A 13,942-nucleotide genomic window follows, 5' to 3' on the forward strand; every position below is an offset into this window, starting at 1 on the left:
CCTAATCACGCAGTCCCGCGACGACGGAGGCGCGCAGTGCCCGCGCCGCGGGGATGATCCCGGCCAGAAGCCCGACGAGGGCCGCGCTGCCCAGCCCCACGAGCACCGCGTCGCCCGGCACGTAGAGGCCGACGCTGTCCGGGATCGGGAGGAAGCGTTCGACGAGCAGGGCGCCCAGTTCGGTCAGGGCCAGCGACCCGCCGACGGCGATGAGCCCCGCCACCACGGACACCACCACCGCCTCCATGACCACGGCCACGAACAGCGTCGTGCGGGAGGCGCCCAGCGCCCGGTAGGTGGCCAGTTCGCGGCGGCGTTCGCGCACCGTCACCAGACCGACGTTGAGGACACCGAGCAGCCCGGTGCCGAGCGTGACGGCGGCGATCCCCATGAGCCCCCAGGACATGTACCTCAGGGGCTCCTGCATCGCCTCGGCGTGGTCGACGCGGAAGGCCGAGATCCCCTCGGCGGAGATGTCGGCCCCCCACCGCCAGGCCGCCGACCCCAGCGCGGTACGGAACTCCTGCCCGAAGGGGTCCACCGCGGCCGGGTGCTCGGAGTCGAAGAGGACGAGGTAGCTGGAGCGCGTCATCGGGTCGCCGAAGTCCGCCCCGGGCGGCATGGGGCCCACCGGGGGGCCTGCGGCCTCCGCACCGCCGAAGATCAGCTCCTCGCTGGCGGGGGAGCGCAGCAGGTAGGCGCTGTTGGCGGAGTAGTCCTGGTTGCTGTCGGAGAGGACCCCGACGATCCGCGCGTCCGTCCACTGCCCGGCGCCGATCTGTACCCGGGTGAGGTCGCCGAGTTGCTCGGCGAGCGACTCGTTGACCACCAGGACGGGGGCCAGCGAAGCGGTGTCGGCGTCGGTGAACCAGCGCCCCCGCGCGAGGTCGAGCCGACGGATCTCGCTCAGGTCCGGATCCACGCCGTTCACGCTCATGTCTGTCACCACGTTCTGGCCCGTGCGCAGGAGCGGACGCGAGGTCGGCGTCTGGTATAGCGAGACCTCCCGGCCGCCCACGCGCAGCAGGTCCGCCTCCAGCGCCGCGCGGTCGGTGACCTCCCCGGGGATCTCGACCTGGATGGTGGCGGGCAGACCGCCCTGGACCTCGCTCGTGGTGACGGCGTAGCGCTGCCCGAAGTTGCTCGCGGTGACCACCATGACCAGCGCGCCCACACCGACGACGATGCCGGTGCAGGACAGGATGGTCCGGGCGATGTTGGCACGCGAACCGGCGAAGGCCAGAACGACTCCGGCCGTGAGGGAACGGAGCATGCGGTCCCTTCCGGGTGGACGGCGGCGCCGCCGCGGCGCCCGGCCCCGGGGCACAAGGGGGCCTCCGATGGGTGATGCCGGAGACCTCGGCGGGGTTCACACCCGGAAGGGTTTTTCTGCGACGGGGCGGGGGAGGCGGGTCAGCGGACCGGGGTGGGACCCCCGTTGAGCCAGGTCAGCGCCGAGTCGTGCAGCAGGCCGTTGCTGCACACGAGTGGACCGCCGTCCTCGAACCCGGCGCCGCGCAGGTCGGTGGCCCGGCCGCCGGCCTCCTCCAGGATGATCGGCAGCGGCGCGGCGTCCCAGAGCGAGAGTTCGGGTTCGGCGGAGATGTCCACCACCCCCTCGGCGACCATCACGTGCGACCAGAAGTCGCCGTAGGCGCGGGTGCGCCACACCGAGCGGGTCAGGCCCAGGAAGGGGTCGAGCAGCCCCCGGTCCTCCCAGCCGGTCAGCGACGAGTAGCTGAACGAGGCGTCCTCCAGTTTCGCCACCTGCGACACCTGGCAGCGCGAGGCCTGCGACAGGCTGCGCCCCGTCCACGCGCCGCGGCCCAGGGAGGCCCACCAGCGGCGGTGCAGCGCAGGGGCGGAGACGACGCCGACCACGGGGCGCTCGTTCTCCATCAGGGCGATCAGGGTGGCCCACACGGGGACGCCGCGGACGTAGTTCTTCGTCCCGTCGATGGGGTCGATGACCCACACCCGGTGGCTGTTGCCGGTCTTGCCGTACTCCTCCCCGACCACGGCGTCCCGGGGGCGGGCGCGGGAGAGCACGCCGCGCAGGGTCTCCTCGACCATGCGGTCGGCCTCGGTGACCGGTGTGAGGTCCGGTTTGGTGTCGACTTCGAGGTCGAGCGCGCGGAAGCGCTTGAGCGCGATGTCGTCGGCAGCGTCGGCGAGCACGTGGGCCAGCCGCAGATCATCGTCAAAGGACGCCATGGGCGGTAACGCTACATCCTGGGTGCCCGCTTGGCGAAGGGTGCGCGTGGTGCAGGGGATGCTCGCAACGGGCGTGTAGCGCCGTGGGGTGGTCATCGCGGGCGGAACCGACCTCGCCTGTGGGCTGGCGGAGAGTTCAGGGTGACGTGCTCCCCTCCCTCTCTTTCTGAGACGAAGTCTCACATAACTTTCCTATATACAACTATTGAGTCCGGTTCGACTTGTTTGTCCTTGTTTGCGCTGTAGTGTCCGTCAGCATTGATTACTTGGGGTCACACTGTCTCGTTAATTCGGAGTTCAGCTTCGTTGGGAGATTGTGACCTAAGGCCTTTATCGTTCCGTTTTCTCCTGCCCATAGCTTCCGAGTGCTGTTTGGGGCCCTGACCCAAGTTCGCTAGGAAGCCTTGATGACACCCCCCATCCCGCGCCCGCTACGCACGGGCGCGCTCACGGCCGCTATGGTCATGGCTCTCGTCGGCTTGGGCGCCTCCTCCGCGCAAGCGGACACGTGCCAGGCCGGTGCCGAGTCGGACTTCAACGGTGACGGAACCGCCGACCTTGCGATCGGCGATCCCGACGCCGATGTCGGCGGAGTCGAGCGAGCCGGCCGTATCACCGTGGCCTATGGGGGTGGAGGCGGCGCCCATCTCCTCGAACGCGGGAGTGGGAGCGTTCCCGGCAGCCCGGGGCAGGGCGACCGCTTCGGCGAGGCCATGGACACCTTCGACCACGACGGCGACGGCTGCACCGACCTGATCGTGGGTCTGCCCTACGAGGACGTCAACGGGCTGGAGGAGGCCGGTGCGGCCCTGATCGTCTACGGATCCCCCACAGGACTCGGCGAAGGAGCCGCTGCTCAGGTCTGGGACCAGGACACCGCAGGGTTCGGAGGTAGCCCTGAGGCCGATGACTGGTTCGGGCACGCTGTGGCAGCGGGCAACATGCCCGACGGTGAGCCCTACGCGGTGATCGGCATTCCCGGCGAGTCCATCGGCGATGTCAAGGACGCCGGTTACATCCAGTACGTCCGTGGTGACTACACCGCCAACTTCCACCAGGACACGGACGGTGTTCCCGGCGCGACTGAGACCAATGACCGCTACGGCTTCGATGTGGTGGTGACAGACACACTCATGGTGATCGGCTCTCCGGGAGAGGCTTCCGGACCACAGACGTTCGCCGGTCACGTGCATCTGTTCAACCACGAGCAGGCCGATACCATGCCTGATTTCGTTGGCAGCCTCAACCAGGACTTGGATTCCTCCGTGTCTGGCGGCGTCACCGATGTCGCCGAAGTGGGAGATCGCACCGGAACATCGGTGCACGCCATCGACTACCTCACTGCGGACGGCTCCACCGAGACCATGATCGCCATCGGCTCCCCTGGAGAGGACCTGGGTACGGGAGAGACCGATACCGGCGCGGTGCACGTCTTCAGCTCCCAGGCGAACGGCACCCGGAGTGAACTCTTCTTCGCCGACCGCGACACCGGCGGTATGGACCTGGCCCAGAGTTCGGACTTCCTCGGCCAGCACGTGCGCCTCGTGGACACCACACCCGGGCAGAACGCGACCACCACATCGATCAAGCTCATCGTCGGTACCCCCGGCCACACCGTGGGCCAGGACCGGGCCGCGGGAATGGTCCAGGTCTTCCACCCCCTGACCGGAGCGGTGACCGACCGCGTCGACCTGGACCGATCCGGCCACGCCGCGCTGGGCGCCCCCGTCGCCGGAGGCCACTTCGGCATGTCCTTCCGCGCCACCGCCGACGACCTGTACCTGGCCACCCCCTTCGACCCGGACGACCCGGGCGCCGTACACGCCGTCTCCTGGACCGACCTGGAGTCCGGCACACCCACCTGGAACTCATGGATCCCGGGACAGAACGGGATACCCGCGGGCGGAACCGCGTTCGGAGCCGCACTGGGCTGACCCCGCCCCGCCCCTCGACCCGACCCGTACCTCCCCTGTCCGGAAGGATCCCCCGTGCCCACCCCCGGCGCCCCTGCACCGCAGCCCAGACGCAGAGCGTTCACCCTCACACGTCGCCCCTCGCGGCCCTGACCACCCTCGCCGTGATCACCGCGATGAGCACCGTGCTGTCGGCCACCGCACCCCTGACCGGCACCGACACCGCCTACGCCGACGAGCCCACCGCCGCCACCGAGGCCCAGGCCAGCGCGCAGGCCGCCGAACTCGGTGAACGGGTCGAGGTCACCGGACTGCGCCAGGAGCGCCGCACCGTCTACGCCGAACCCGACGGCAGTTTCACCGCACTGGAGCACATCAACCCCGTCCGTGTCATGCGTGACGGCCAGTGGACCGAACCCGACGCCACCCTGGTCCGCAACGACGACGGCACCATCACCCCCACCGCCGCCACCGTCGGCCTGAGCCTGTCCCCGGGCGGCGACGGGCCGCTGGCCGTCCTCAACCGGGTCGGCAAGGAGATGGCCCTGCAGTGGCCCACCCCCCTGCCCGAACCCGAACTGGACGGCGACGAGGCCCGCTACCCTGCCGTGGCCCCCGACGTCGACCTCATCGTCCGCGCCGACGTCGACGGCTTCTCCCACGTCCTGGTGGTCCACACCCCCGAGGCCGCCGCCAGCGAGGAACTGGCCGAACTGCGCCTGGGCACACAGGTGGACGGCGTCGAACTCGCCGAGAACGGGACCGGCCTCGAAGCGGTCGACACCGGCGCGGGCGGCGCCGTGTTCGAAGCCGCCCAACCCCTCATGTGGGACTCGGGCACCACCGGACCCGACACCGCAGAACAGGGGGAACAGGAGGGGGACACCGCGACCGAACCCCGCGCCCTGCCCCCCGGAACGGCCGACGCCGAGGGCGACCACCCCGAGCAGGGGCCGCTGGAGTCCTCCCGCGTCTCCTCCGTGGACGTCGAACTCGACGGCACCGACCTGGTCCTGCGCCCCGACCAGGAGATGGTCGCCGACCCAGAGACCACCTACCCCCTCTACATCGATCCGGTGTGGAAGACCTCCACCCTCTCCGCCTGGGCCATGGTCTCCTCCGGATACTCCTCCACCTCCTACTGGAAGTTCTCCGGCGAGGACCACGAGGGCACCGGACAGTGCCCGCAACTGTACGGCGACCCCTACTACTGCAACGGCGTCGGTACCAAACGCCTCCTCTACCGCATCCCCACCAGCGCCTACGCCGACAAGCAGATCCTCTCCGCCGAACTCGCCGTCACCCTTTACCACACCTACAACTCCACCGCCTACCCCGTGCGCGCCTACCGCACCGGCGGCTTCAACAGCTCCACCACCTGGAGCAACCAGCCCTCGTGGGCCTCCCACGAGGACACCAAGAGCCCCTCCAACCCCGCGGGTTCGTGCACCCCCACCAACCAGAACGTGCGCTTCGACGTCTCCGACGCCGTCTCCAGCGCCGCGTCCGGCGGCTGGTCCACCACGTCCTTCGGCCTGCGCGCCGGTGACGAGTCCACCTACCTCCAGTGGAAGCGCTTCTGCGACAACGCCCACCTGGAAGTGCAGTACAACACCGTCCCCGACACTCCCGACCAGGACACCCTGAGCCTGTCCCCGGGCGGTGCCTGCGTCTACGGATCCGACCGCCCCTACGTCGACGAGGCCCCGCGCCTGTCGGCCTACCTGGACGACGACGACCACTCCAGCTCGGCCGTCGAACAGCTCAAGGCCCAGTTCCGCGTGTTCTGGACCGACGGCCAGGGCCAGGAACAGGAACTCACCCACACCACCTCGGAGAAGGCCGCCGGCTCCTACTTCTCCTACCAGGTGCCCGACACCATCCCCGAGAACACCACCATCGGCTGGATCGTGCGCGCCTCCGACGGCGACGCCTGGAGCCCCTGGAGCTGGACGGGCGCGCAGACCCGCTGCGAGTTCGTCTACGACTCCACCGCCCCCGACGAACCGGAGATCTCCTCCGCCGACTTCCCCGCCGACGACGCCTGGCACGACGGCGTCGGCGTCTACGGCGAGTTCACCCTCTCCTCGCCCTCCACCGACGTGGCCGAGTACCGCTACGGCGTCAACGAGGACCCCTCCGCCGCCCACACCCTCACCCCCGACGGCGACGGCGACGCCACCCTGGCCTGGACCCCCACCCGCGAGGGCCCGCACAGCCTCTACGTCGAGGCCGTCGACCAGGCCGGCAAGGTCAGCACCCGCGCCAGCCACCTCTTCCTCGTCGACGCCGGACGCCCCGCCGTCGGCCAGTGGGGCATGGCCGACGACACCGGCTCCGCAGGCGCGGCCGATGCCTCCTCCGGAGGCCACATCGCGACCGCTGGAGACGGAACCGCCTTCGGAGACCAGGGCCCCGGCGGCACCGCCAGCCGCGCCGCCGCCCTGGACGGCACCGACGGCGCCTACCTCGCCCCCGGCGCGCACCTGGTGGACACCACCGGCCTGTTCTCGGCCGCCGCCTGGGTCCGCTTGGACGACCTCACCCGGGACCAGGTGGTCCTGTCCCAGGACGGCACCGGCGAACCCGGGTTCACACTCGGCTACGACGCCTCCGACCAGGCATGGCGCCTGTCCTTCCCCGAATCCGACATGTACGCCCTGGGCGGGTGGTCCGTCTCCGCACAGGCCACGGTCACCGAGGGGGAGTGGGCCCACCTGGCCTTCTCCCACGACGGCCGCGCCAACCTGACCCGCTTCTACGTCAACGGCTCCCTGGAGGGGACCGTCGAGCGCACCACCGTCTGGTACGCGCCGGGCGAGGTGCAGATCGGCCGCGCCGCCACGCGCAGCGGCTACGACCGCCACCTGCACGGCGCGCTCGCCGACGTGCGCGTCTTCGACCGGCTCGTCACGGCCGGGGAGGTCGAGCGCCTGCGCAGCCTGCCGGTGGAGCGCACCGGCTACTGGCGCTTCAACGAGGCCAGCGGCGGCACCAGCCCCGAACACGCCGGCGGCGAGGACATGCACCTGGACGGCGACGCGGCCATCTACGAATCCGACCCCTGGTTCGGTGACAGCGCCCTCCTGGGCCAGGGCCACCTGCAACTCGACGGTGACGGCGACGCGGCCGACGCCTACGACGAGACCGTCATGCAGGGCAGCTTCACCGTCAGCGTCCGAGCCCGCCTGGCCGCGGCCGAACCGGCGGAGACGATGTCGGTGCTCTCCCAGAGCCTGTTCGGAACCCTGTTCGACATCCGCTACAGCGCCGACAGCGGACGCTGGGAGGCCCTCCTCGCCCACGAGGACACCGACACGGCCCAGACCACCGTGCTCACCGCGGACAACACCGCCCCCAGTTCGGAGAACCGCGGCGACCACCTGGCGCTGGTCTTCGACGCCTTCGCCCAGGAGGCCCGCTTCTACGTCAACGGCACCCACGCCCAGACCGCCCCCTTCTCACCGGGATGGCAGACCGGGTTCGACCAGAACCAGATGAGAGCCCTCGTGCTCCCCACGCCTCGGCTGAACGCGGGCCGCTCCAGGGCCGACAACGACTGGCAGCAGTACTTCTCCGGAGCGGTCGACGACGTCCGCGTCTACTCCGGAGCCGCCGACGAGACACTCCTCTCCGCGCTCAACCGGACCACCGAGAACCCGGAGCTGTGACCGGTATGACCACCCCCACCCCCGACACCCACGAACCGAACGACGGACGTCCCCGCGAGGGGAGGGCCCGCCGCGTGCGCACCGCTCTCCTCTCCGCGGGCGCCGCGGTCATGGCCGTGGTCCTCATCGTCACGCTCGTCCAAGTGGTCCAGGGCCTGCCCGACTGGATGGGCGGCGAGGCCCCCGACACCCAGGAGCTGGCCGACCCCGTCACCGGAACCACCGGCGAGGTCGAACCCCGGCGGATGGGCGAGGAGCTGGCCGAGGCCGCCGAACACGACGTCCAGGCGTCCTGGCCCACCACCGCCGACGCGGTGGTCCCGGTCCGCGACAGCGCCGACCCCGACGACATGGACCTGGTCGGCGACCTGCCGGTCCAGGCCGTCTCCTCGCAGGCCGAGGGCACGGTCCAGGTGGAGGTCCTCGACACCTCCGCCGCGCAGGAGGCGGGCTTCGACGGCCTCCTCCTGCAGGTGACCGGTGCCGAAGACGTGGAACTGCACGTCGACCACTCGGCGTTCTCCGACGCCTACGGCGGCTCCTACGGGGACCGGCTGGCCCTGTGGCCCATGCCGCCCTGCTTCCTGACCACCCCCGGGGAACCCGGTTGCAGCACGCCCCTGGAGGGCGAGCCGGTGGACACCGGCAGTGCTCAGACCGTCGCCGCGCTGTTCTCCCCCGACCAGGGGGAGAGCCCCGCCGCGGACGAGGCCCGCGCCCCCGCCCGGAATCCGGCCGCCTCCGCGGCGTCCCTGCCCGCCGAGCCCGGGACCGCCGCCACAGCCGTGTTCGCCCTGGCCGCCTCCACCTCCTCCGGTAGTGGAGACTACGGCGCGACCGCCCTGCAGCCGTCCTCGTCCTGGACCGTGTCCACCTCCTCGGGCGCCTTCACCTGGTCCTACCCGCTGGAGACGGTGCCCGTCCCCTCCAGCCTCCAGCCGAAGCTGTCGCTGGACTACTCCTCCCAGTCCGTGGACGGGCGCACCAGCACCACCAACAACCAGGGCTCCTGGATCGGTGAGGGCTTCTCCTACGAACCCGGCTACATCGAGCGCTCCTACGGCTCCTGCTCCGACGACGGCCACGAGACCAAGAGCGACCAGTGCTGGGCCACCGACAACGCCACCCTGATGCTCAACGGCACCTCGGGCAGCCTGATCAAGGACGACGACACCGGCGAGTGGCGCCTGGAGGCCGACGACAACTCCAAGATCGAACGCCTCACCGGCGCCGAGAACGGCGACGACGACGGCGAGTACTGGAAGGTCACCACCACCGACGGCACCCAGTACTACTTCGGCCGCAACCGGCTGCCCGGCTGGAGCAGCGGCGACGAGACCACCGACTCGGCCTGGACCGTGCCCGTCTTCGGTGACGACGACGGCGAGCCCTGCCACGAGTCGACCCTCGACGACTCCTGGTGCCAGCAGGGCTGGCGCTGGAACCTCGACTACGTCGAGGACCCCCACGGCAACGTGATGACCTACTTCTACGAGAAGGAGACCAACCACTACGCCCTCAACGCCGAGGTCGACGAGGACGGCACCGCCTACACCCGCGGCGGCTACCTCACCCGCATCGACTACGGACAGCGCGCCGGTGAGGTCTACGACGGCGACGCCCCCGCGCGCGTGGTCTTCGACACCACCGAGCGCTGCCTGCCCGACGACGAGTTCGACTGCGCCGCCGACAGCCTGGACGACGACACAGCCCAGCACTGGCCGGACGTGCCCTACGACATGGCGTGCGAGGCCGACACCGAGTGCGGCTGGACCCAGACCTCCCCCTCGTTCTGGACCCGCAAGCGCCTGGAACAGATCCGCACCCAGTACGACACCGGTGACGGCTACCAGACCGTCGACGCCTGGGAACTGACCCACCTGTTCACCGACAACGGCGACGGTTCCCGCACCCTGTGGCTGTCGGAGATCACCCGCACCGGCCACGACGGCGAGGAGCAGGAGTCCCTGCCCTCGGTCCAGCTCGACGGCATCCAACTGCCCAACCGCGTCGACGACCCCGGCGACAACATCCAGCCGTTCAACCGCTTCCGCCTGTCCACGGTCTACACCGAGTTCGGCGGACAGGTCGACGTCAACTACCTCGGCGGCACCTGCGCCCACGACGACCTGCCCACCGAGGGCGAGCAGACCGGGCGCTGCTACCCCGTCAAGTGGAACCCGCCCGGCGAGGAAGACCCCGTCACCGACTGGTTCCACAAGTACGTGGTCGAGGAGGTCATCCAGACCGACCGGACCGGCGGCGCACCCGACCAGGTCACACGGCACGAGTACGTCGGTGACGCCGGATGGCGCCACACCGAGCCCAACGGCATCACCGACGAGGAATACCACACCTGGGACCAGTGGCGCGGCTACGAGACCGTGCGGGTGTACAACGGTGACGGCCAGACCATGTCCACCCGGGTCGACCACACCTACATGCGCGGCCTGGACGGCGACGAGGACCCCGACGGCGGCACAGTCTCGGCGACGGTGACCGACTCCACCGGCCAGGACTACACCGACCACGACGAACTCGCCGGCCACGAACTGGAGACGATCACCTACGACGGCGAGGAGATCGTCAGCAAGACGATCTCCGAACCCTGGCGGCACGTCACCGCCACCCGCACCGAGGACTGGAACACCGACCACGCGGTGTACACCAACACCGACTCGGAGCGCTCCTACACCACCCTGCCCGACGGCTCCTGGCAGGAGACCGCCCGCCACACCGCCTTCGACACCGGCACCGGCCTCGCCGAAGAGGTCGACGACCTCGGCGACGTCTCCACCGCCGACGACGACGTGTGCAGCCGCACCACCTACGCGCAGAACACCGGTGCGCACATCCTCACCCTCGTCGCGCGGGTGGAGAGCGTCTCGGTGTCCTGCTCCGAGCAGGCCACCGACGACGACCTGCTCTCGGACGTGCGCCGCCACTACGACGGCGGGGCCTACGGCGACGACCCCACCGAGGGCGACATCACCGTCATGGAGGAGTTCGACGGCCGCGACGGCGACGGCGACCCCGTCTACAGCACCGTCAAGGGCTTCGCCTACGACGACTACGGCATGGTCACCGAGATCACCGACGCCGAGGGCATGGTCACCCAGAGCACCGACCACGTCTACAGCAACGGCCTGCTCACCGAGATCACCGCCACCAACGCCCTCGGCCACACCCAGGTCACGCACATCGAACCGGCGCGCGGAGCGGTCTACGCCGAGGTCGACGCCAACGGCCGACGCACCGACGTCGGCCGCGACCCCCTGGGCAGGACCACCGACGTCTGGATGCCGGACCGGCCCAAGAGCCAGGGCATGACCCCCAACGTCAAGTACGGGTACACCATCACCGACGGTGCGCCCGCGGCGGTCTCCACCCAGAGCATCCGCAACGACGGCACCTACGAGACCTCCTACCAGATCTACGACGGGTTCCTGCGCACACGGCAGGTCCAGGTACCCGGCCCCGACGGCGGACGCCTGGTCGCCGACACCTTCTACAACGGCACCGGCAAGGTCGCCAAGACCAACGACGCCTACTACGCCGTCGGTGCACCGGAGGCAAGCCTGCTCGTCGTCGGCAACGGCGACGTGCAGGGCCAGACCGTCTACACCTACGACGGTGCGGGCCGGGCCACCGACATCATCCAGCGGGTGGCCGGTGACGAGCTGTGGCGTTCCACCGCCGTCCACGAGGGCGACCGCGTCCACGTCACCCCGCCCGAGGGCGGCGTGCCCACCACGGTCATCAGCAACGCCCGCGGCCAGAAGGTGGAGCAGCGCCAGTACACCGGGGACCTCCCCGAGGGCGACTACGTCTCCACCACCTACACCTACACGCCCGGCGGCCAACTGGAGACGGCCACCACCCCGGCCGGTGAGGTGTGGAGCTACGAGTACGACCACAAGGGCCGCCGGGTCTCCACCGACGACCCCAACAGCGGTACCACCACCAGCGTCTACGACGACCTGGACCAGCTCGTCTCCACCACCGACGCCAACGGCACCACGGTCTCCTACGTCTACGACGACCTGGGCCGCGTGGTGGAGACCTGGGAGGGCGCACCCGACACCGGGACGCCCCTCACCTCCTACCAGTACGACACCCGCCTCAAGGGCGAGCTGTTCATCCAGACCCGGCACACCGACCAGGGCGACTTCCGGGTCGGGATCATCGGCCAGGACGAGCTGTACCGGCCCACCAACATCCTCTACGGGATCCCCTCCTCGCAGGGCGCGCTGTCGGGCAACTACGAGTTCTCCGTCAGCTACAACCCCGACGGCACCGTGCAGGGCATGGGCCTGCCCGCGGCGGGCGGGCTCTCCGCCGAGTCCACCGTCATCGACTACGACGACCTGGGACGGCCGGTCAGCCTGACCGGTGACTCCACCTACGTCACCGACACGGACTACACCCAGACGGGTCTGCCCCTGCAGATCGAACTGGACACCGGAGCGGGTCCGGCGGCGTGGATCACCAACGAGTACGAGCAAGGCACCCAGCGCCTGATCGGCACCCGCGTCGACCGCCAGGGCGGCACCGCGCCCCTGATGGACGCCGGATACCACTACGACGACTCCGGCAGCGTGGTGTCCATCACTGACTCGCCCGGGGACGGCACCGACCAGACCCAGTGCTTCACCTACGACGGGCTGCTCCAGCTCACCCAGGCGTGGACGCTCCCGGGCAGCGACCCGGCCGACTGCGAGACGGCGCCCACCAGCCAGGACGTGGGCGGCCCGGAGCCCTACTGGCACTCCTACACCTACGACGCGGCGGGCAACCGCCTCACCGAGACCCACCACGACACCACCGGTACCGGTAGCGACGTGGTGCGCGACTACACCTACCCCGCCGAGGGGGAGGACCAGCCCAACACCGTCCAGAGCGTGGTGCAGAGCACCGCCCAGGGCGACACGCTCTCGACCTTCGCCTACGACGCGGCCGGCAACACCACCGAACGCGATCTGGTCGGTGAGCTCCAGGAACTCACCTGGAACGCCGAGGGCAAGCTGGACTCGGTCTCCACCCCCGGCGGGGACACCTCGTTCGTCTACAGCGCCGACGGCAAACGGCTCGTCCACTCCACCCCGCAGGCCGACACCCTGTACCTGCCGGGTATGGAACTGCGGGCGGACGCCATCACCGGCGAGGTGAAGGCCACCCGCTACTACGAGCACGCCGGGCAGACGGTGGCCGCGCGCACCCCCGACGACGTGCACCTGATGGCCGCCGACCACCAGGGCACCGGCCAGGTGGCCATGGACGCCGCCGCCGACACGTCGGTGCGCCGCTACTTCACGCCCTTTGGCGTCGAGCGCGGCGGCTCGGGGCAGGGCTGGCCGGACGACAAGGGTTTCCTCGGCGCGACCATGGACGCCTCCACCGGCCTGGTGCTGGTCGGGGCACGCGAGTACGACGCGGCCCTGGGCCGGTTCCTGTCGGCGGACCCGATCGCCGACATGTCCGACCCGTTGCAGCTCAACGGGTACGCCTACGCCAACAACACCCCGCTGACCCGCTCGGACCCCTCGGGTCTGTGGCCGAACTGGCTGGACTCGGCTGCGGACAAAGTGAGCAGCGCGGCGAGTTCGGCCTGGGACGGGGTGAAGTCCGGCTACCAGTCCGCCAAGAGCTGGGTCAGCGAGAACAAGAACACCATCATCGCGGTGGGCGTGGGCACGGCTGTGGGTGTTGGGTGCTCGGCACTCACCGCCGGATTCGGGGCTCTCGGCTGCGCCGCGCTGGGTGGCGCTGTGGGAAGCCTGGTCCAGTACGGGCTGGACACCCCGCGTGATGACTGGTCTGTGTCAGGTGCTGCTGGTTCGGCTGCCTTCGGTGCTGTCACGGGGCTCGCGGGCGGTGCTATCGGGGCCGGTCTGGGCGGTGCGATTCGGGCCGGTGCCCAATGGGTCGGCCAGCGGGGCGGCGGTGCCGTCGTGAGCCGCATCACGTCGTGGATGGGTAACGGTAGCCGTGGTGGGGCTTCGTCCACACCGCGGACCCCGCCCGCCACGGCGGCGTCGAACACCATCCGGAACACGGCGTCGTCCTCCACGCGTGGCCCTGCGGGGGCGTCGTGCCGTGTGGGCAACAGCTTCGCGCCCGGTACGGGTGTGGTGATGGCCGACG

5 protein-coding genes are annotated in these 13,942 nt (G+C 70.2%); 3 read left to right on the forward strand and 2 right to left on the reverse strand.

Annotated features, from left to right (window positions below; translation table 11 throughout):
* Position 1: 1 nt before the first annotated feature.
* On the reverse strand, positions 2-1,273 hold the full coding sequence (locus tag ACFHWE_RS19235) for an ABC transporter permease (protein ID WP_416603062.1): 1,272 nt from the start codon (positions 1,271-1,273) through the stop codon (positions 2-4).
* Positions 1,274-1,413: 140 nt separating this feature from the next.
* Entirely contained in the window at positions 1,414-2,214 is an 801-nt protein-coding gene (gene hisN / locus ACFHWE_RS19240; protein ID WP_416603063.1) for a histidinol-phosphatase, read from the reverse strand.
* Positions 2,215-2,621: 407 nt separating this feature from the next.
* On the opposite strand from hisN, the gene ACFHWE_RS19245 reads away from it, so the two are divergent.
* From ACFHWE_RS19245 to ACFHWE_RS19255, 3 genes are all read left to right on the forward strand, one after another.
* A complete protein-coding gene (locus ACFHWE_RS19245) occupies positions 2,622-4,148 on the forward strand; it encodes an integrin alpha (protein ID WP_416603064.1) in 1,527 nt (508 codons plus the stop codon).
* Positions 4,149-4,291: 143 nt separating this feature from the next.
* Positions 4,292-7,798 carry a LamG-like jellyroll fold domain-containing protein gene (locus ACFHWE_RS19250; RefSeq protein ID WP_416603065.1) on the forward strand — a complete coding sequence of 1,169 codons (3,507 nt, stop codon included), beginning with the start codon at positions 4,292-4,294 and terminating at the stop codon, positions 7,796-7,798.
* Positions 7,799-7,803: 5 nt separating this feature from the next.
* Positions 7,804-13,942 (forward strand): RHS repeat-associated core domain-containing protein (locus ACFHWE_RS19255; protein WP_416603066.1); only part of this gene is annotated, 6,139 nt, incomplete at its 3' end.

Origin of the sequence: Nocardiopsis sp. LOL_012, assembly GCF_048060475.1 — a bacterium.
GTDB lineage: Bacteria > Actinomycetota > Actinomycetes > Streptosporangiales > Streptosporangiaceae > Nocardiopsis.

Bases quoted from the DNA above. Each gene is read 5' to 3' on its own strand.
- ACFHWE_RS19235 (WP_416603062.1), bottom strand. From the start codon at position 1,273: ATGCTCCGTTCCCTCACGGCCGGAGTCGTTCTGGCCTTCGCCGGTTCG.
- hisN (WP_416603063.1), bottom strand. From the start codon at position 2,214: ATGGCGTCCTTTGACGATGATCTGCGGCTGGCCCACGTGCTCGCCGAC.
- ACFHWE_RS19245 (WP_416603064.1), top strand. From the start codon at position 2,622: ATGACACCCCCCATCCCGCGCCCGCTACGCACGGGCGCGCTCACGGCC.